The 19,191-nt window shown below is 45.4% G+C and carries 21 protein-coding genes; 8 read left to right on the top strand and 13 right to left on the bottom strand.

From position 1 onward, the window contains the following. Positions 1 to 216 precede the first annotated feature (216 nt). The 11 genes from A374_RS06170 to A374_RS06120 form a co-directional block, all read right to left on the bottom strand. Positions 217 to 894 (bottom strand): hypothetical protein, encoded by a 678-nt coding sequence (locus A374_RS06170; protein WP_007201338.1) that lies wholly within the window; start codon positions 892 to 894, stop codon positions 217 to 219. An 87-nt stretch (positions 895 to 981) separates the two neighbouring features. After that, complete coding sequence (locus tag A374_RS06165; RefSeq protein ID WP_007201337.1) at positions 982 to 1,773, bottom strand: 2-keto-4-pentenoate hydratase; 792 nt, start codon at positions 1,771 to 1,773, stop codon at positions 982 to 984. Beyond that, positions 1,770 to 2,786, bottom strand: coding sequence for a 4-hydroxy-2-oxovalerate aldolase (gene dmpG, locus A374_RS06160; RefSeq protein ID WP_007201336.1), 1,017 nt, complete (start codon positions 2,784 to 2,786; stop codon positions 1,770 to 1,772). The genes A374_RS06165 and dmpG overlap by 4 nt, the downstream gene beginning before the upstream one ends. Continuing rightward, on the bottom strand, positions 2,761 to 3,651 hold the full coding sequence (locus A374_RS06155; protein WP_007201335.1) for an acetaldehyde dehydrogenase (acetylating): 891 nt from the start codon (positions 3,649 to 3,651) through the stop codon (positions 2,761 to 2,763). Before A374_RS06155 ends, dmpG begins: the two co-directional genes overlap by 26 nt. Positions 3,652 to 3,663: 12 nt before the next feature. Continuing rightward, positions 3,664 to 4,437 carry a 2-keto-4-pentenoate hydratase gene (locus A374_RS06150; RefSeq protein WP_007201334.1) on the bottom strand — a complete coding sequence of 258 codons (774 nt, stop codon included), beginning with the start codon at positions 4,435 to 4,437 and terminating at the stop codon, positions 3,664 to 3,666. Positions 4,438 to 4,449: 12 nt separating this feature from the next. Beyond that, positions 4,450 to 5,886, bottom strand: coding sequence for an aldehyde dehydrogenase (locus A374_RS06145; RefSeq protein ID WP_040340394.1), 1,437 nt, complete (start codon positions 5,884 to 5,886; stop codon positions 4,450 to 4,452). Between the two features lie 31 nt (positions 5,887 to 5,917). Then, positions 5,918 to 6,373 (bottom strand): RidA family protein, encoded by a 456-nt coding sequence (locus A374_RS06140; protein WP_007201332.1) that lies wholly within the window; start codon positions 6,371 to 6,373, stop codon positions 5,918 to 5,920. Continuing rightward, entirely contained in the window at positions 6,345 to 7,382 is a 1,038-nt protein-coding gene (locus A374_RS06135; protein WP_007201331.1) for an amidohydrolase family protein, read from the bottom strand. The genes A374_RS06140 and A374_RS06135 overlap by 29 nt, the downstream gene beginning before the upstream one ends. Continuing rightward, positions 7,376 to 7,921: a 3-hydroxyanthranilate 3,4-dioxygenase gene (gene nbaC / locus A374_RS06130; RefSeq protein ID WP_007201330.1), complete on the bottom strand. Its 546-nt coding sequence runs from the start codon at positions 7,919 to 7,921 to the stop codon at positions 7,376 to 7,378. Before nbaC ends, A374_RS06135 begins: the two co-directional genes overlap by 7 nt. A 23-nt stretch (positions 7,922 to 7,944) precedes the next feature. Continuing rightward, positions 7,945 to 8,682, bottom strand: coding sequence for an IclR family transcriptional regulator (locus A374_RS06125; RefSeq protein ID WP_007201329.1), 738 nt, complete (start codon positions 8,680 to 8,682; stop codon positions 7,945 to 7,947). A 27-nt stretch (positions 8,683 to 8,709) separates the two neighbouring features. Further along, on the bottom strand, positions 8,710 to 10,203 hold the full coding sequence (locus A374_RS06120) for a 4-hydroxyphenylacetate 3-hydroxylase family protein (protein WP_007201328.1): 1,494 nt from the start codon (positions 10,201 to 10,203) through the stop codon (positions 8,710 to 8,712). Between the two features lie 175 nt (positions 10,204 to 10,378). Here A374_RS06120 and A374_RS06115 point away from each other — a divergent pair, with 175 nt between their 5' ends. The 6 genes from A374_RS06115 to A374_RS06100 all read left to right on the top strand — a co-directional run bounded on the left by A374_RS06115 (position 10,379) and on the right by A374_RS06100 (position 13,910). Continuing rightward, positions 10,379 to 11,143 (top strand): nucleoside deaminase, encoded by a 765-nt coding sequence (locus A374_RS06115; RefSeq protein ID WP_007201327.1) that lies wholly within the window; start codon positions 10,379 to 10,381, stop codon positions 11,141 to 11,143. A 128-nt stretch (positions 11,144 to 11,271) separates the two neighbouring features. Beyond that, the gene (locus A374_RS06110; RefSeq protein ID WP_007201326.1) at positions 11,272 to 11,523 is read left to right on the top strand and encodes an SDR family NAD(P)-dependent oxidoreductase; all 252 of its coding nucleotides are present in this window, start codon (positions 11,272 to 11,274) and stop codon (positions 11,521 to 11,523) included. Beyond that, positions 11,453 to 11,662 (top strand): hypothetical protein, encoded by a 210-nt coding sequence (locus A374_RS21435; RefSeq protein WP_007201325.1) that lies wholly within the window; start codon positions 11,453 to 11,455, stop codon positions 11,660 to 11,662. Before A374_RS06110 ends, A374_RS21435 begins: the two co-directional genes overlap by 71 nt. A gap of 236 nt (positions 11,663 to 11,898) precedes the next feature. Continuing rightward, positions 11,899 to 12,057, top strand: a complete 159-nt coding sequence (locus A374_RS20500) for a hypothetical protein (protein ID WP_156793150.1) — start codon at positions 11,899 to 11,901, stop codon at positions 12,055 to 12,057. Between the two features lie 123 nt (positions 12,058 to 12,180). After that, positions 12,181 to 12,969, top strand: coding sequence for an ATP-grasp domain-containing protein (locus A374_RS06105; RefSeq protein ID WP_007201324.1), 789 nt, complete (start codon positions 12,181 to 12,183; stop codon positions 12,967 to 12,969). A 131-nt stretch (positions 12,970 to 13,100) separates the two neighbouring features. Beyond that, positions 13,101 to 13,910 (top strand): GNAT family N-acetyltransferase, encoded by an 810-nt coding sequence (locus tag A374_RS06100; protein WP_007201323.1) that lies wholly within the window; start codon positions 13,101 to 13,103, stop codon positions 13,908 to 13,910. A gap of 263 nt (positions 13,911 to 14,173) precedes the next feature. Here A374_RS06100 and A374_RS06095 read toward each other — a convergent pair whose 3' ends face one another. Together A374_RS06095 and A374_RS06090 are read right to left on the bottom strand one after the other, a co-directional pair. Further along, positions 14,174 to 15,358, bottom strand: coding sequence for an aminotransferase-like domain-containing protein (locus A374_RS06095; RefSeq protein WP_007201322.1), 1,185 nt, complete (start codon positions 15,356 to 15,358; stop codon positions 14,174 to 14,176). A gap of 82 nt (positions 15,359 to 15,440) precedes the next feature. Next, positions 15,441 to 16,691 carry an MDR family MFS transporter gene (locus tag A374_RS06090; protein ID WP_007201321.1) on the bottom strand — a complete coding sequence of 417 codons (1,251 nt, stop codon included), beginning with the start codon at positions 16,689 to 16,691 and terminating at the stop codon, positions 15,441 to 15,443. Between the two features lie 168 nt (positions 16,692 to 16,859). Between A374_RS06090 and A374_RS06085 the strand changes: the two genes are divergently transcribed. Next, positions 16,860 to 17,516 carry a helix-turn-helix transcriptional regulator gene (locus A374_RS06085; RefSeq protein WP_007201320.1) on the top strand — a complete coding sequence of 219 codons (657 nt, stop codon included), beginning with the start codon at positions 16,860 to 16,862 and terminating at the stop codon, positions 17,514 to 17,516. Next, the gene (locus A374_RS06080) at positions 17,506 to 19,134 is read left to right on the top strand and encodes an ABC transporter substrate-binding protein (protein WP_007201319.1); all 1,629 of its coding nucleotides are present in this window, start codon (positions 17,506 to 17,508) and stop codon (positions 19,132 to 19,134) included. Before A374_RS06085 ends, A374_RS06080 begins: the two co-directional genes overlap by 11 nt. Positions 19,135 to 19,191: the final 57 nt, after the last annotated feature.

The following is a 19,191-nucleotide window of genomic DNA, read 5'->3' as shown; positions in this document are numbered from 1 at the left end:
TTCATCTTCTTTTTTTACTAATATATTACATTATTAGTAAAGCTATCAAAACAACTTAAAGATATTTTTAGTCTTCGATCGCTACTATTCTTTCTAACAGTGAAATACAAAACTAATCGTTTAGGGCTAAACAAAATCTATTTTTCCAATTTTAAACTTCATATACAACCCAACAAAACGAGAGCAATCACGCTCTCGTTTTGTTGTCGATCATCCTTATCCCCGCCAGCTCGGTTTCCATTTCTTTATAATTGCCTTTCCTTTAGAAAAGCTATAATATTTCTCCTTTTTAATGTTAAAAGAACCTTTTACAGGTGAAAAAGTATACGTAGTGATTAACCACTTAAATGTAGTATTATCATAAGAGGCTGTTTCGAACAGGTTTTTCCCTATTAAATGAGGTCTTATTGAATACAATAGTTCTTTCTTTACTTTAACTACTTTTCCTTTGTTTACATAGTAAAAATGGATGGACTCTAAGTTTGAACTTTCTGTTTCAGCAAAACCAAATAGGTCTGGTTGGCCTTTAAATGTAGAGGGAATATAATACATCATTTTTCTCGTTTTGTTATACACATAGTTACTTTTTTTATAGTTTGTATTGAGTGGTTTGTTCGCTCCTGTTTGTAGATATATTTTATAGTTGCCTTTATAAAGATGGTCTCCCTTACTAATTCCTGCCCAAGCACAGTTCCAAGAGCAGTGATCATAAGCACCTCTTTTATGCTGATCTTTAGGATCTTTAATCAATATTTTATAGCCTTTCCCTTTCGCATCCGTCACCGTAAATGCCATTCTACTAGATTTACTATCAACCTTTTCGGCTGCTGTAACGTCGTATACACCACCTAACACGACAAAAATGACAAGAAAAAGCGCAACTACTCGTCTCATTGATCTATCGCCTCCATAAGTAAACGAATCTTTACAACATGAAAACCCGCACAACTCCTTGCCTGTGCTGTGCGGATCGTTCCTCTCTTATTCCCCACAATGACATGAAACCGTCCCAAGTATGCCAAAGCTAGCTTGAATGGTATCGCCTGCATTTAGTGGAATGGCTTCGGATAAGGCGCCGCTTAGGACGATATCGCCTTTTTTTAAGCCCTCATTTTGCTGAGCTAGTTTGCGCACGCACCAGGCGACGGCTTCGGCAGGATCGCCGAGGACGGCGGCACCTGCGCCGGTGGTGGCAACGGCTCCGTTCTTACTCATGACCATGCCGATGCTTTTTAAATCGACAGTGCTAGGTTCGATCCATGTGCTGCCAATGAGAAAGCGAGCGGAAGAACAGTTATCAGCGACAACGTCGACGTGGGTAAATTTAAAATCTTGATAGCGACTATCGATGATTTCAAGTGCTGGTGCAACATAGCTCGTCGCCCGTATGACGTCTTCTGCTGTAACGCTTGCGCCTGCCAAGTCTTCTTTCATCATAAAAGCGATTTCTGGTTCAATTTTTGGATGAATAAGTGTGGAGCGGGACACCGGCTCCCACTCTAAGGCAAGCATGTCGGAAACTAAATAGCCGTAGATGGCTTCGTGAATGCCCATCATCTGTTGCTTTGCTTGACTCGTTAAGCCGAGCTTTACGCCGAGGCGGCGGGCGCCTTGTTGAATTTTTTGTTGAATCCATTGCGATTGCATGGCGTACGCGTCTTGGATTGTTAAAGCGGGATGTTGCTCGGTTAAGCGCGGCACTTCGCGACACGTTCGTTCTGCGCTCGCTAACACATCAATCATTTCTAAAAACTGCTCTCGCACGACGGTCATAACAACGCCTCCTTTTTCTTAGCCATCTCAGCGGCTACGTCCATAATGAGATCTTCTTGGCCGCCGACTGCTTTTCGTTTCCCCACTTCAACTAACACATCACGGCTTTCCAAACCAAAGCGCGTAGCCGCTCGTTGCGCATGTAGCAAAAAGCTTGAATACACGCCCGCGTAGCCCATAATGAGTGAATCGGTCGTAATTTCTTGCGAATGTGGCAGTAGCTTAGCGATTGTGTGCTCAGCAAGATCTTGCAGTTCATACAAATTGATACCAAGCTGCATTCCAAGCCGATCTAACACCGCAACCAGCACTTCTGTCTGAGCATTGCCCGCGCCTGCGCCTAGACAGCGTACACTCCCATCGATGCGCGTTGCCCCTGCTTCAACGGCGACGAGCGTATTCGCAACCGCGAGCGATAAATTGTTATGACCATGAAAGCCAATTTCAATAGTCAAAGCTTCGCGTAAGGCGGTGATGACCGCCTTTACTTCATGTGGTAACATCGCTCCGGCTGAATCAGTGACATACACAGCTTGCGCTCCATAGCGCTCCATTTTCAGCGCTTGTATTACCGTCTCTTCAACAGATGCCATATGCGCCATCATTAGAAAACCACACGTTTCCATACCTAGTTCACGAGCTACACGTATATGTTCGGCGGTTACGTCCGCTTCTGTCACATGGGACGCGACTCGAACAAGCGACGCACCTACGTCACGTGCGGCTTTTAAATCCCGTACCGTTCCGATGCCGGGAATGAGTAAAACAGCGATTTTGGCGTTGCGACAAACAGAAACAGCCTCTTCAATGAGCGTCAGTTCACTAACGAGCGAACGACCATATTGTAACGTTGAGCCGCCAAGTCCGTCACCATGACTCACTTCAATGTAATGAACACCCGCATGATCCAATGCAGCGGCAATATGTTTCACCTGTTGCACCGTAAACTGATGATTCATTACATGACTGCCGTCGCGCAAACATACTTCAGTAAGCGTGATGGGACGATTCATAATGCTTTCCTCCTTGCACGCGTGCCATCTGCTCGCCAACCATCGTGGCAGCAGCCGTCATAATGTCTAAATTTCCTGCATACGGCGGAAAATAATGACCGGCGCCTTCTACTTCTAGTAAGATGGTCACTCTGTTTTCATCAAAAAGAGGCTCTTGTCGTAAGCGATAACCAGGAACGTACCGTTGTACCCGCTCGACAACATCATGAATGGCAGCCACCACCACCTTAGCGTCTACCTCACGATCCAACTCACAATAAACAGTGTTGCGCATGAAAATCGGCGGCTCGGCAGGATTTAATAAAATAATCGCTTTACCTACTGCAGCACCACCTACTTCTTCAATGCCTTTTTTCGTCGTTACGGTAAATTCATCAATATTGGCACGCGTGCCGGGTCCCGCACTTCTGCTCGCAATCGTCGCCACAATTTCCGCGTACGAAACAGGTGTTACAGCCCCAATTGCCGCTATGATTGGAATCGTTGCTTGTCCTCCACACGTCATCATGTTGACACTCGGTTCGTTGTACACCTCTTTTGAAGAAACGGCTGGGCAGACGAATGGACCGAGCGCTGCTGGTGTTAGATCGATGACGCGTTTTTGTAACGACTGTAAAATAGGCGCGTGTTCTCTATGTGTTTGTGCCGACGTCGCATCAAAAATAAGCTGTGCCATGTCGGGGTTCGCGACAAGTGCGTCTATGCCGTTATGATACGTTTGTACCCCAGCCTCTGCTGCTCGTCGCAACCCTTCTGACGTTTCGTCAATGCCGATCATCGCGACGAGCTGTAGCGTATCGCTTTGCAACAGTTTATACATCAAATCGGTGCCAATATTACCTGATCCGAGAAGTGCTACTTTCATAACAATCCCTCCCTATACGAACGAAACGCAAACGTCACCGAGCACCCCGAACTGCGCTGTGAATTGATCGCCCGCTAGCACCGTTTCAGCGGCAGCAAGCGCTCCTGGTAAAATGAGTTCGCCCGCTTGTAGTGGCATGCCACGTTCATAGAGTGTATTGGCAAGCCAGGCAATCGCTTGTGCTGGATGGCCGAGCGCCGCTGCGCCAGCTCCTGTGGCGATCATCTTTTCATTTCGCGATAAAATCATCGGCGAACTGCGAAAATCAATGCCCGCAATGCTCGTTTTCTGCTCACCAAGAACAACGAGCGCACTTGAGCCGTTATCTGCTACCGTATCTGCTAATGTAATGTCCCAATTCTCAATGCGACTATCAATGATTTCAAGCGTTGGTACGACATAATCGGTTGCTTGTAGCACATCGGTAAATGTCACATTGCGATGCGCTAACGGTTCTTTTAATACGAAGCCGATTTCCGCCTCTATTTTCGGTGCAATGAGCGCATCAAGAGAGACGCTACCCCCATTACGAATCACCATTGCATCAAATAACAAACCGTAGTCCGGCTCGTTCACGCCCAACATGTGTTGCATGGCAACGCTTGTTAATCCTACTTTACGACCGATCATGCGTTGACCGAGTCCTTGTTTTTTTTGCGCCACTAATTGCTGTACGTAATAGGCATCTTCAACACTCATTTCCTGCAATTGTTGCGTTAAGGGCGAAATCGGATTTCCTCTTCGTTCCGCTTCCCATAACGCATCCGCAACATCGCTCCACTCCATGTGCCACACTCCTTATAATTTCATCGTTACGGTCTTAACCTCGCTATAAAATTCAAAGCTATGTCGTCCGCCTTCGCGCCCAATGCCGCTCGCTTTTGAGCCACCAAATGGTGTGCGCAAATCGCGAATATACCAGCAATTCACCCATAATAGCCCCGCATCCACACGCGCTGTGACGCGCTGTGCACGGCGCACATCATTCGTCCAGACGACACCGGCTAGCCCGTACTTTGAATCATTTGCAATCACAATCGCATCTTCTTCTGTTTTAAACGGAATAACGGTTAAAACCGGTCCGAAGATCTCTTCTTGGGCAACCGTCATCGCATTGTCCACGTCATACAAAACGGTCGGCTCATAGTAATTGCCGTGCGCTAGTCCTTCGACGCGACGTCCGCCATGACCAAGCTTCGCACCTTGCGCGATTCCTAACTCGACGTAGCGATGAATGCTTTCTAAATGAGAGGCGGATACGATCGCTCCCATATCGGTCGTTTCATCGAGCGGATTGCCTACTTTAATTGCTTGAACGGCATGCACTAATTTTTCTAAAAACAGATCATAGATACTTTCTTGCAGCAACAGGCGTGAGCCTGCTAAGCATATTTCTCCTTGATTGCGATAAATGGCATCTAGCGTGCCTTGTAGTGCTTCATCAAGATCAGCATCTTCAAATACGATGTTCGCTGACTTTCCACCAAGCTCAAGTGATACCGGAATCAAGTGCTTGGCAGCATTGCTCATCACCGTTTTGCCAGTAGCTGATTCTCCAACAAACGAAATGCGCCGCACGAGTGGATTCATCGTTAAGGCGGCACCCATCGTCTGCCCTGGGCCGGTGACAATGTTCAGCACACCCGGAGGTAAGCCGGCCTCATTCGCAATCTCACCAAGCATAACCGCGCTTAGTGGTGTATAAGAAGCCGGTTTAACGACGACGGTATTGCCTGCTGCGAGCGCCGCCGATGCTTTCCACGTTAATTGCATAAAAGGCAAGTTCCACGGAATGATCAGGCTCGTGACGCCAGCGGGGGCATATTTGCTATACGACATGATGTGATGCTGCTCATAATGTTCATGCACCATGTATTTCGCCATCTCGGCAAAAAAACGAAAATTAGCGGCAGCACGGGGAATATCAAAACCGCGGCTTTCCTTAATCGGCTTCCCAACATCGAGCGTTTCAATCAGCGCAAGCTCCTCGCACCGCTCTTCGATGAGGTCCGCCATTTTGCATAAAATACGCGAGCGTTCTTCTACCGGACGTCTACTCCAGCACCCATTCGTAAAAGCGGCCTGTGCGGCTTCGATGGCTCGGTGCGCATCATGAGGCGAGCCTAACGCCACACGCGCTAACTCTTGATTACTCGCTGGATTGATAGAGGCAAACGTTCTGCCTCCTTCTGCTTCCACATACTCACCATTAATAAATAACTGCGCATCTTTCATTGCCACCTTCTGAATCACACGATTCGCCTCCCTACTCGACTTCTACGATTAATTCGATTTCAATGATTGTGCCGCTTGGCAATTGAGCCATTCCGACAGCTGAGCGCGCGTGTTTCCCTTGGTCTCCAAACACTTCACGCAATAAGTCAGAAGCGCCATCTGCCACTTGCGGTAACTGTGTAAAATCTTCCGTGCAATTGATCATTGCGAGCATTTTAACGATGCGGGTAACCCGCGACAGCTCACCGAACTCTGCTTTTAGCACACTTAATAGATTGAGCGCTGCCTGCTGAGCCGCTTCGTAGCCTTCTTGTAACGAGCGCTCTCCACCAATTTTTCCATAACAGCCATCCACACCTTGACCTGATGTAAAAAAGAGATTGCCTACACGTAAGCCTGGTACGTAATTGCCATGCGGCGCTCGCAACGGTGGAAGCTGTAAGCCTAAGGCCGCAAGTCTAACTTCTGGCGTTTGGATCGTTTGCAAGTGCTACACCCCGTTTCGCAAGTGATAGATTCAAAAAGCGAGCCGCATTGTCACCTAACAACAGCTGGCGCTCTTCCGCTGTAAAGCTCTCTTCGGTTACAATCACCTTTCCTGGATCCATTTCTCGTAATAAAAACGGATAGTCCGATCCCATGACAATTTTGTCAACGCCAACACGCTCCATCATGTAGCGTACATTTTGGGCATCGTACGTCAGCGAATCGTAGTAAAACTGCTTCGCATAATAGCTTGGTGGATGTGATGTTAGACGTAAATGCGGCCAGACGTCAAAGCCTTGATCCAGGCGTGGTAACAAATAAGGAAACGAACCACCGCCATGCGCCAAACAAATTTTCAACCGTGGATACTTTTCCATCATGCCGCTCCAGACGAGCGACGCAGCAGCAAGGGCCGTTTCACTTGGCATGCCGATTGTATACATCAGATTGTGGCGTGGCATACGCTCGCGTCCTAACGTTTCCCACGGATGAATAAAGAGCGGCACGTCCCATCTTTCTGCCATTTCAAAAAACGATAGAAAGCTTGGATCGTCTAAATTTTTGCCGTTGACATTCGTACCGATTTCAATGCCGACGAGCCCTAACTCATGGATACAATGATCCATTTCCGCAATCGCCACTTCCGCATCTTGCATCGGCACCGTTCCTAAGCCAACGAAACGATCCGGATGCTCGGAAACGACCTCGGCAATGTACTCATTTTGTAAGCGCGCCATATCACGCGCAGCATGAGCGTCTGCCCAGTACGAAAAGGTCACTGGAATTGGCGAAAGCACTTGTACGTCTACGCCTTCTCGATCCATATCTTGTATGCGTTTTTCCGGACACCATACTTGATCCGTCACATCGCGAAAGTTCTTACCACCAACCATGATGGATGCGCCGCAAGCACAGTTTCGTTGCAGCACGGGCCAGCGTTCACCGCCATATTTTTCGGTAAAATCAGGAAAGTCTTCTGAGATGATATGCGTATGAAAATCTATTACCATGTCCACTCTCCTACCTCTGCTGACATCATATGGCCACACGACTTACAGCGCCGTACATTCTCATCGCTATTAAAGCTATGAATAGCCTCCTTCACTTGTACTTCAATATCCGTCAATTGCACCGTCACCCGGTGCATTTCTTCATTACAGTGATCACAAAACCATACAAAATCTTCAAGCTCGCCCTTTTTACGTTTTCGCTCAATAACGAGACCGTATGAATCGGCTACCCGATGTGGTGAATGCGGAACAAACGCCGGTAGCATAAACACTTCGCCCTCTTTTACCGTCACCACTTTGCGACTGCCATCTTCTGTAATGCATTCCACATAACAATCACCTTTTACTTGATAAAAAAACTCATCCGACGGATCGACGTGAAAATCACGGCGACGGTTCGGACCACCAATCATCATGCAAATAAACTCAGAATCTTGCCAAAGCACTTTATTATTAACCGGTGGCTGTAGCGCCTCTTTATTGTCTTGTATCCACTGTAAGAGATTCATAGAATATAAACGATCATGCGTTACCGTCATTATAAAACCCTCCACATCCTATTTTAGACACCAATATACCCAAGCTCTTTCGATAAACAAGCGGCCGTCGCTTTAAGATGTTCGCGAATGCCCATCTGATCTCTCCCCTTCATATAACAGCCTTCTCCCACAAGATTTAAAGCAGCAATTGTTTGGCCTTCATACGAAGTAATAGGATATGCAATTCCATATAATCCGAGTTCGTTTTCATTATCACTCGTAGAATAGCCTTCTTTGTTAATACGCTGAAATTCCTGTTCTAGCTTTCTAGCACATGTAATCGTGTTCGGTGCTCGCTGCTTCAGTTCATACGTAAATGCATAATCGGAACGCGCAGAGAGTAATAGTTTTCCAGAGCTTGTACAGTACGCAGGCTTGCGTGAACCTACATACGTTGGAATGGCCGGCGTTTCTTTTGGAGCTGACTTTAGGACGAAAACAACTTCCGCACCATCAAGCATGCCAATATGAACAGTGCCATTAAAGCGGCGATTCAAGCCTTCAATACGTGGAAATGCTTCTGAAAGCACCTCTCGCTGATGCATGACGCGCTGTCCCCACTCAAGTAATTTCCACCCTAAACGATAGTGCTTGCTGCTATCTTTAATCAGCATTCCTTCGACGACGAGTGTATGCAGCAAATGATGCGTAGTACTTGGTTTCATACCGAGTTTCTGAGCAATTTCCATATTTCCAAGTACAGGCTCTTCTTCGGAAAAGCAATTTAAAATATTCGCGATTTTATGAACAGAACCAATCACAGTGCCGCCTCCTTCAAAAAGAACGTGCTATTGTAAGGTTTCCGTTTGCTGTGAAGACTTCATGATGTGATCGGCTTCAGCAAACACTTGATCCACGCGAGTAAAATGCGTCTGCTTTTTATAGTTAGCATAAAAAATGGCACGCTTTCGGATGGGGTCACCCGTATAATAGCGTTCGTATTGCAGCGCGCGCTGTCCAAATGCTTCGCCACACAAATCCCAAGCAAGCTTGAATAAGCGCACGCGTTCTGTAGCAGATACCCCCTCGCGTCCTACATAATAGCGCTCCATATCTTCCTGCAACTCTGGCTGATTAAAATCGGCTTCTGTTGGCGACATGAGCAGCCCACCTGCACCAATGATTTGAATGACTTCAATTGCTCGTGGATAAAAAACTGGCAGTAGCCCACGAATTGTTTCAAGCGGCGCATAAGCAGGCATCCATTCGCCAGAAGGTAATTGCTCCGCCTCTTGTTCAGATTGCCGTAAAAGCGCGCGAATCGTTTCTACACTTTGAACGAGTTCACCTAATTGATTTTGGACGTGTAAATACCCGTCTACTCCAATAGCATCAGCAAGGCGACACGCTACATCAACGGCAAACGAAAGCTTCGTTAAGCCACGGACACCCGACTGATGAGCTGGCTGCTGAGCAATACCTGTTTTTGGATACAATAAATTAGCCGCCTCTACATTGTTATAAAGAAATACGCGATCCCACGGAACGAGCACATCGTGAAAAACAAGCAAAGCGTCCATCTCTTCAAAGCGCGAGGCAAGTGGATGATCAAATAAGGAGCGCGTCCCATCTTGTGCCGGTTCACGACAAATAATGCGTAAGCCTGGCGTATCAAGTGGTAATGCAAAGGCAAGTGCATAGCGTTCGTCACCTGGCTGAAATCCGGGAAACGAATAAATAATGACCTCATCGGTAATCGGTGCCAGCGTCGCGAGCATTTTTGCACCGCGTACGAGCAGGCCGTCCGGTCGTTCTTCAACTGCACCTAAGTGTGTGTAAGGATCTTGTTGTTCATGAGAAGTTTTACTACGATCATTTTGCGGGTTAATAATAGCGTGGGTTAAAAAGAGGTCTTGATCACGAATATAGCGGAAATAGTTTTGAATATTGGTTGCCCAGTCAGGATGATACGCATTAAGAAACCAGGCGTTGCTTGCCATACCGGTTACGACTACATTTAGAAAATCGGGCGTGCGCCCCATTAAGCCATACGTCGCCTCGGCATACACTTCAAATAAAGAGCGCCGAGCTTGTACATCTTCTGCACTGCGAGGAACGATAAAGGCATTGGACACACGTTCTTGCGTTTCTTCACATACGTGCGTAATGCGATGCTGATACAGCGGATCATGCTGTAGGTCATACAAGCGGGCAATCTCTAACATCGGCTGCCGAAAGACTGGTTCATGAACAACATCCGTAATGCGCCGGCCACCGAGCCATATTTCAGGACTGCGTGCCTGTAAACCTTCGATATATTGAGCTCCAGTACGAATTCCCACCTAAAAACCTCCTTCAATTCAATAGCTTGTCCAAACTATAATTGAAAGCGCTTACTATGTTCAATGTTAGGATTTCATATTATGAAAGTTGCGACATTTTTCCGAAAAATACATTCATTTTTTTCCAGTTTATCACATACAGTTAGTATTGTCTTTTAGGAAGGAGGGGCGTAGCATGCCAAACGGTCAAACGATGCCAGACGGCTTATACGAAGGTAATAATGAATATTACGAACCGCCAAACATTCCCTTAATCATTCCAAACCCACAAACATACATTCAACCGTGGAGTGGTTATAACCCAACATGTACACGTGTTCCACTGAGTCAATGCAAGTACTTTCCCTCGCAAACTTCAAATATTAAACCATATGGCGTCTATACAGGGCTTGAATTAATCGGCAATAAATGGTTGCGTCTCGCATGCCAAGCGGCGATTTATCGCACGTTGTATCCTTATGCTGCCGTCATTGTGCAAATTGATAATGAAACGAATACAATTCTCCGCTATTGGTTGCAACGAAATCAAGTAACAGCTACTAGTGATATTACAGCGCATGCTGAACTGTTAGCGATTCGCAGAGCCTGTCAAGATCTAGGGGTGCTGTCTCTTTCTAACATCCCGAAAGGAGCCGCCAAGCTTCCACAACAAGGTGCCACTTCTCGTTGTGAATTGTATGCCAATGCCGAACCGTGTGCAATGTGCTATTCTGCGAGCTACTGGGCTAATATTCCTGCGATTTATTTCGCCGCTACCCGATTTGATTTGGCTCAGCAAGGCGTTGGGAATGATACGCAGGAAAAACTTTATATGGAAGTATCACTTCCGTATCAAGAGCGGACGCTACCTGCCTATCAATGCACCGTCGATAATTCTCTTGATACGTATAATTTATTAAAACGAAGTCCGCCACCACTCAATAAAAATCAGAAAATTTAAAATATTATTTCCCCTTTGAACCTTTTTCCTTTATGCTAAAAGTACGCTGTGTATCATTTTTCTTTTTTCTCCTTGTCGCTCGTTGCGGTCTTCTACCACAGCACATGACGCATAAAGGAGTGATTCGTATGTTGTTACAAGACAAAGTGGTGCTCATTTATGGTGGAAGTGGTGCTATTGGTCGTTCGATCGCACTGGCTGTCGCAAAAGCAGGTGCCAGCGAATATGTAGGAGGGCGAACGCAAGCGCCACTAGAAGAAGTCGCCCATCATATCAAAAAAAAATGGAAGGCACGCAACAACGGTCGTTGTGGATGCCCGCGACGAAGAACGTGTACAAGCCATCACCCAACAGATTGCAGAAGAAGCAGGTGGTATTGATGTGCTCGTGAATGCCATTGGAATGGAACTCCTTTTCTTGAGCTATCGTATGCTGCGTTCTTTTCCCCGTCGAATACGATATACAAATCCACTATACCATTTCTCGTGGTGCTATTCCTTTCATGAAACATCGTTCTAATAGTCTCATTCTCTCCCTTTCTACGCCCGTTTCCAAAATGACCGGTCCCGGCTTTCTCGGTCATTGTGTCGCTTGTAGCAGTATCGAAGCGATGAATCGCCATCTCGCCGGTGAGCTTAGCACCTACCGCATACGCACGATTTGCATCCGCTCCCATATGATTCCCGAGACGACAGAACTTGGGTCGCATAGTCGTGCGGTCTTCTCCCGTAATGCAACGCTCGCTGACATGACGCTTGAAACGATGCTTGCTAAAAGCAGCAACCCATACATTAACAGGACATTTGCCTACTTTAGCGCAAATAGCCGACACAGCCGTCTTTCTGGCGAGTGATGCTGCCAACGCAATGACAGGCACGGTACTTAATATGACGAGTGGTATTATTGTGGATTAAACTGAAAATAACAGGGAGATGGTTTCTATGACATCTCCCCGATCATAATTTTTTAAAAAAACTTCTTAACATTTAGCGCTTATTAGCCGATACTTACATTAAAGAAGGGTGGTTATATTATACATGCCAAATTTATACCAATCACAGTCAACATCGTACACGTTTGATTCTATACAAGCCTTCCCTGTACCGACTGTGAAGCAACCAGAACAAACACGTTATATTACAACTAACAAAGAACATAATCATATAGATCAACCGCTTGTTCCTCGATGGACATTAGCTAGTCTAGCTAACAATCATGCAGCCTTTCGCGATTTACTCTCAACACGAAATGCGCATTTTTTTTATTGGACCCTCCCACTTCCATTATTGCAAGATGTGAATCCAACTGATGTACCCTATCCGGTCATTTTAAAAACCAATCGAACGATTAAGGGCGTCCCTCCAAAGCTCGTTACGCATCGTGGGGAATGGCATTTAGCGATTGAATCATTAATAGATGATCTTTTTACAGCTGTCGAACATGAAATTTCCTGGCGCTCTGAGAACGAAGCGATTGTCATTGAACAATGGCAAGAGGGCCCAGAATATATAGTAAACGGTTATTTTAAACGTGAAGGTGAACCGATTCCCTTATCAATTATTACGAAGAGTCCCTCGTTTTCTCTTTCTGCGATTCAAGAAGAACTCTCTGCTTACCTATCTGCTTTTTCTCTTATGCTGCAGGCTTCCAATAGCCCCTTTCATATGACGATGCGTCAAAGTAACAAAGGGATAGAAGCTGTCTCCTTTTCACCCTATTACTTTGCTTCATGCGGATCAGAAGATGTGAAACAAAGAACAACAGATGCTTATTTAGCCGGTCTTGAACCCTCATGGTCAGACATCCTGGTACAACGCCATATTTAGTCTCCCCATTTCACAATTGTTTTTGGTACACTTAATAAAAGGCTTTACGAAAGCCTTTTATTATAATGTATGCTACAATAACTTACAATAACTTACATATATTGTACCACATGATAAAGGATGGGATTACTATGTTAAAAGCAGCCACGCACATTATGGCAGCAGAAATGGAGAAACTCGAAAATTTAGAAGTCGCTTTGACCGCTTTTAACTCTAAACGCGCGCTTTTTTTAGAAAAAACCCAGTTAAAAACGCATGTGATTGGTTCCTCGCACATTATGGCAGATGAACACGTCCCAAACTCCCACACGTATAATGTCGTTAAGGGCTTTGGCGTTGATTCTATTCCGTTTTTAGATGAGATTCTCGATTGGTACGAAGCACAAAACATTTCACCTGCTTTTGAACTTACTCCGGGCGTACTCACGAAAGATGTTGCTAAAGCCCTTGCGAGCAAAGGCTTTGTTTGTACGGATCAAAAAACGTATGTAACGGCGAAGCCACTCGAAACCATTGAACGTCGTCAAGGTATTTCCATCATTCCTGTCACCGAAGAAAATGTTCAAGATTTTCTCGATTTAATTGAACAATCGAGCGGTCGCAAAATTGATGCGCAGCGTCGCAAAGAGAAAGCTCACTTTTATTACGACGAGCATTTTCCAAATTACATTGCCTACTATGATGGCAAGCCCGCTGGCATTGGTTCATTATTTATTGCTGGTACAGAAGGCTACATTGCCAATGATTTTACGTTTCCTCTATATTGGGGCTATGATGTGCAAAAAGCATTGTTGCATCATCGCATGAATGTAGCCCATCAAAAAGGCATTACTGCACTCTATACCGATGTTGAATTTGGTTCGATTACGCATCAAAATATGATGGATGACGGCTTTTCTACACTTTGTATTAACACGCTATGGAAAAAGCTATCTGACTAATTTTTTAAGCTTCCCGTTCAGGGTGTTGTCAGCACGTTAGGCAAAACAGTGCCACTCCCTCGTAACGTTTTTTATATGCGGAACAATAAAAAAGAGACGTTATGAAATTCTATTCATAACAGCCTCTCCCTAGATTTAAGAGTTATTTAATGGTTTTCGACACGTTTCTACATTACAATAAAAGCATATCCAAATTCCCTTAAGATGAACGTCTTGAGAATCCAACTCCATTGCCGCACTCTCCCAACAAGAGTGCGGTTTTTTCAATCTAACAAAACGCTCTTCAATCGCTGTACTCCTGTCACAATGGCCGCTTCGTCTTCCATACTAAACGACAGGCGCACATACTCCTTACCCTCTTCCTGACGTAAGAAAAAATGCTCACCAGGAATATAGGACACCCCAGCTTTCAACGCATCAGCAAGTTTTGCTTGCGCATCAATCCCTGGAACGTGTAACCATAAAAAGTAGCCACCACCTGGAACGTACCAGGAAGCTTGCTCACCGAACGCCTCCTGCAAGGCCGTTTGTAGCACACGGCATTTCTGCTCGTATCGGTTCTGCAGCTTCTTCAAGTGCGCCTCATAGGAAACATTTTCTAATAGCGTCATGATCAGTGCCTGACTGTACGGATGCTCTAAATCTTTCTTAAACCAAGCAGCCGCTTTAATAAAGGCCGCATCTCCTGCCATCCAGCCAATGCGCAAACCAGGGGCAATTACTTTTGATAATGAACCAACGTAGAGCACCCGGTTTTCAGTGTCCATTGCCTTTAACGACGTCGGACGCGCCCCAAAAGCAAGCTCTCCATAGGCATCATCTTCTAAAATTAAAAAGTTATAGGTAAGAGCTAACTGCAAGACGTGATGACGACGCTTTGTGCTCATTGACGTACCTGTTGGATTTTGAAACGTAGGAATCAAATACAGAAGCTGCGGTAATGGCTTGCCCTCACGACTTCGCTTCTGCAGCAATGCTTCTAGCACTTCTGTTTGTAAGCCTTCGCCATCGATCGGAACACTAAGCAGTTGATCCGTATAATTACGGAAAATCTCAATAGCTTCCATGTACGTAGGTGCCTCCATTACAACGAGCGCTTCCTCATCCAAAAGAATACGAGCAATTAAGTCGAGCGCTTGGCTAGCTCCAGCCGTTATGAGTAGCTCGTGACGAGAAGCAGTCATTCCTCGCTGCGCCATTCGTTCTTGAATAAAGGTATAAAGTCTCTCTGTGCGTGGACTCCCTATGTAGTGAAGCGGTAAATCTTTTTCTTCGACTAATAGTTGCTCTGTTGCTTGTTGCAATGGGCCAACTGGAATAAGACTAGGTTCAGGATATCCTGAACTTAGGCGAATACACGCTGGCGGTATAGTTGGCATCCACGCACCAGGTGCTGGCTTACCTAACGCTTTCTTAATGTTTTCTGGAAAAAAAGACACTGGATTCATGGCGGTCCACCCTTTCAAGCTTTGTAAATAATCATATTATAGTATGAATATACAATGTTTCATAGCTTTTAAGGCTGTTCTTCTATTTAATTGCTACTTTTTTAAGACGTTCACTTTCTGTTGTTCGTACATACAAGCCACTGTATAACAGCAAGGCACCGCTCATAATAATGATACCAATATAAAGCGACATGAATGCTGGTAGGAGAAAGGCACCAAGGACGATACTAAAACGTGCAACGAGGTCGGCGCCACTAAACGATACATTGGCAAGCGCAGAATAGGAGCCTCGCTTATCGTCCGGAATCATATTGGCTTGCTCGGCATTACGAATCGGCGAATACAGTAATTCTCCGATTGTTGCTAAAAAACTAAAGGTAATTAAGAGAATAAAAGAATTCGCAAACGTTATCGTACTATATCCGATGCCATACAACAGAAGACCGATGATGAGCACGTTTTTCGGCGGCCAGCGATTGCTCAAGCGATTGGCGACAAAGGCTAGGCATACAACGAGCAGCATATTTTCAATGTTCAAGAAACTTAACATTCGCACACCATCAATCCTAAAATCCCCGAGCATTATCGGTGTAAACGTGTCAGCGAGCCGGACGCCAATGTAACTATTCATTGAAAATTCCGCCGCAAAAATGCAGAGCGATCCTCCAACGACTTTAACAAAATCAGAATCGCGTAACGCTTTTGAATAATTGGCAACGACGTCGCGCACCACATTGTTATGTACTTTTTTCAATAAGCCTTGTGTGGAATCTTGTAGCCAAATGAGATACGCAATCGGAATGGCCGTAGAGGTTGCACTTAAGACCGTAAAAAGCAAAAGCTTATGCTCGCTATACAACAAGCCACCAAGCGCCGCTCCAATGGCCAGCGATAAATTGGTCAGCCAATAATCAAGCGCATAAATTTCTTTGCGATTTTCTTTCGTTGTCGAATCAATAATGAGTGCATTCATCGATGGTCGGCCGATACTGCTTGCCACTGATAATCCGACGTAAGACAGTGCAAACAAAACAATGAGATTGTTACGTGGTATTAGTGACAGCGTCATAAGGATAAACATAACTGCTGATGAAAAAGACGTCAGGATGAGCACCTTTTTACGATGAAAACGATCCGATATGTAGCCGCCAATTAAATTCATAAGAAAGCCTAGAAACACAGTCGCCATTAAGAACAATCCCGCCCACACTTTACTTAATTCATGTGCGAAATAGAGGGCCATAAACGGCATGACTGCCGATGTCACCATACGATTGAAAAACGATGATAAGAGCCGTACTTTAATATTGATTGGATAGTGTGTCCATCCCATTTCCTCACCCTCCTTTTGTATGCTCCATCATAAACGAGACACGAAAAGGAAAAAAGAGACACTTTTTACATCCCATGTCTCCTTTTTATGATGAAAAGCCTCTTGCAGCAAGCCCTTCTATGATAAACTAATGGTAATCATTGACGGAACAGAAAGAGGGTGAGATGTTTGAGTACTCGAACATCTACGAAGGAAAAATTATTACAACTACTAAAAAAAGAACAACAGTCAACTGTCGCTCTGCTTGCTAAGCACATGGGTATTACTGAAATGGCGGTACGCAAGCATTTAAACGTTCTTGATCGCGATGGTTTACTGCAGGTTCAAGAAATGAAACAACCGATGGGGCGACCCATTGCCGTGTTTTCACTCAGCGCCAAAGGCAAAGCACAGTTTCCGAACAACTATGAAACGTTAACAACCGAATTGCTTAACGACCTCGAAGCATTACATGGCCAAGATACGATTCACTATTTATTGCAACAGCGCAGTGCGCGCCAAAAGGACAGCTATAGTCGGGAACTTGCCTCGTTATCCTTTGCAGAGAGAGTAGAAAAATTAGCCTCCCTACAGGATGCTAGAGGCTATATGACAGAACTGCGGGAAGAAGATGAACATACATACGAACTAATTGAATACAATTGCCCCATCTTTGCCGTCGCGAATCAGTATAAAAAGGCGTGTCATTGTGAGACAGAAATGTTTCAACATGTGCTCGATACACCTCACGTAACGCGGACAACATGTCGTGCGGATAACGGTGATCATTGCCGCTTTCGCATCACAGCACCAGCACATAAGGAGCACGATCAGCATGGATCCTAAGCTGTTACAGCTTTTTCAAAACACACCGAGCGGTCCTGTTCGTATTGATGAATTAGCAGATATCCTAGCTCTTAGTACGAAACAGCTGACTCGCTCTCTTCGCAAATGGGAGCAGGACGGCTGGTTAACGTATGTGAGCGGTCGTGGTCGCGGTGTGCTATCGCAGCTTCATTGGCAAAAACATGTCGAGCAAACATATGTGGAGTTCGTGCTAGAGGAAATGGATACTGAGCCACTTGAAGTGAGCAGTAAATATTTATCCTACAATTGGTCGCCGCCTTATAAACAGCAACTGATGAAAGCTTTGCAAGCAACGTTTGGTGATCAGCAACAAACACGCGATAAAGTGATCGTGCCACGCCGAAATCCGTTTTTAGCCACGCATCCGATTATAGCCGCAGATGCGAAGAGCGCAATGCTCGTGGCGAACGTATACAATCGGCTCGTTTCACTTTCGGCAGCAGGCGTGTTTACACCGGAACTTGCCCACAGCTGGGACCTTTTACATGATCGCTTGCGTCTTTTTATACGAAAAGATATTACCTTTCATGACGGCTCCTGTCTCACCGCCGATGATGTCGTGTATTGCCTGCAAAAGCTCCTACATCATCCGTATTGTCAGCAAGTATGGCAACCCATTCAAGCCGTAACGTCACCAGCACCGCTTGTCGTCGATCTTCTCTATCGAGATCAGTGTAGCTATAGTTTGCATTTGCTTAGTATGGTGACGGCGAGTATTTATAAAGAAACCGCACACAGCCTTCATGGTACGGGCGCCTTTATGCTTCAACAAAACGATGAACAAAAAACGAGCTTACTCGCCTTTAAAGACCATTTTCGCGAGCGCCCATTGTTAGATGCGGTAGAGTTTATTAAAGTCCCGTCCGATTTCCCTAGAATCTATCAATCAACGGTACAGCCAGTTGACACAACCGCTGTCCCTCATCAAGTTGACTATAGCTTCGGCTTTGGCATTCTTATTTTATCGAATGCCGTTCCAGAAGCATTGCGACATTACATTCATCGCCTTGTCGTCGATCATCGGCATAGTCTCGAAAGCATCAATCTTACGCCGAACGAGCACGGCTGTTTACATCATCCGGTTATTCCACCGCCAGCATCGGTTTCTTTACCACAAACGATGAAACCTTTATCCATTGTTGTGCAGCGTTATACAGAACACATCGTTCAATGGCTAACAGCCTTACTTGATCAGCATAACATTCCTTACGAGCTTCACTACCTCTCTTTTGATGAAACGGTCTATCGAAAACAAGAACAGTGCTATGATGTGTTAATTCATGGCGAAGTGTTTGAGATGAATGAGCAGTTTGCCTTTTTTTACTTTTTAAGGAATGGGCTCTCGCCGTTTTCAACAATGCTAGAAGATGAAAAGTGGCGCACCATACTTCTGCGTTATCCATCCACACCATTTGAGGAGTGGCCTATGCTCAATCAAGAAATGGAAGCAAGCCTTATTCACGCTTCCCACCTCATCCCTCTCTATTACGATCGCAAACAAACACAGCTATCCTCTGATTTGATGAACATACAGCCTACTCAATTTGGCTACATCGACTTGTCGAGCCTCTGGATCCGCCCAACGATTGAAGCGTAGGACGGATTGGGAGGTTTTTTTGTGCATGCTTAGCTGTCGCGTTCTTCCTTCTCCTAC

The organism is Fictibacillus macauensis ZFHKF-1 (assembly GCF_000269865.1).
GTDB lineage: Bacteria > Bacillota > Bacilli > Bacillales > Fictibacillaceae > Fictibacillus_C > Fictibacillus_C macauensis.
Note: the sequence above shows the minus strand (reverse complement) of the source record. Positions and strands in the feature narration are given on the sequence as shown.

Bases quoted from the DNA above. Each gene is read 5' to 3' on its own strand.
- A374_RS06170 (WP_007201338.1), bottom strand. From the start codon at position 894: ATGAGACGAGTAGTTGCGCTTTTTCTTGTCATTTTTGTCGTGTTAGGT.
- A374_RS06165 (WP_007201337.1), bottom strand. From the start codon at position 1,773: ATGACCGTCGTGCGAGAGCAGTTTTTAGAAATGATTGATGTGTTAGCG.
- dmpG (WP_007201336.1), bottom strand. From the start codon at position 2,786: ATGAATCGTCCCATCACGCTTACTGAAGTATGTTTGCGCGACGGCAGT.
- A374_RS06155 (WP_007201335.1), bottom strand. From the start codon at position 3,651: ATGAAAGTAGCACTTCTCGGATCAGGTAATATTGGCACCGATTTGATG.
- A374_RS06150 (WP_007201334.1), bottom strand. From the start codon at position 4,437: ATGGAGTGGAGCGATGTTGCGGATGCGTTATGGGAAGCGGAACGAAGA.
- A374_RS06145 (WP_040340394.1), bottom strand. From the start codon at position 5,886: ATGAAAGATGCGCAGTTATTTATTAATGGTGAGTATGTGGAAGCAGAA.
- A374_RS06135 (WP_007201331.1), bottom strand. From the start codon at position 7,382: ATGGTAATAGATTTTCATACGCATATCATCTCAGAAGACTTTCCTGAT.
- nbaC (WP_007201330.1), bottom strand. From the start codon at position 7,921: ATGACGGTAACGCATGATCGTTTATATTCTATGAATCTCTTACAGTGG.
- A374_RS06115 (WP_007201327.1), top strand. From the start codon at position 10,379: ATGCCAAACGGTCAAACGATGCCAGACGGCTTATACGAAGGTAATAAT.
- A374_RS06110 (WP_007201326.1), top strand. From the start codon at position 11,272: ATGTTGTTACAAGACAAAGTGGTGCTCATTTATGGTGGAAGTGGTGCT.
- A374_RS06105 (WP_007201324.1), top strand. From the start codon at position 12,181: ATGCCAAATTTATACCAATCACAGTCAACATCGTACACGTTTGATTCT.
- A374_RS06100 (WP_007201323.1), top strand. From the start codon at position 13,101: ATGTTAAAAGCAGCCACGCACATTATGGCAGCAGAAATGGAGAAACTC.
- A374_RS06095 (WP_007201322.1), bottom strand. From the start codon at position 15,358: ATGAATCCAGTGTCTTTTTTTCCAGAAAACATTAAGAAAGCGTTAGGT.
- A374_RS06090 (WP_007201321.1), bottom strand. From the start codon at position 16,691: ATGGGATGGACACACTATCCAATCAATATTAAAGTACGGCTCTTATCA.
- A374_RS06080 (WP_007201319.1), top strand. From the start codon at position 17,506: ATGGATCCTAAGCTGTTACAGCTTTTTCAAAACACACCGAGCGGTCCT.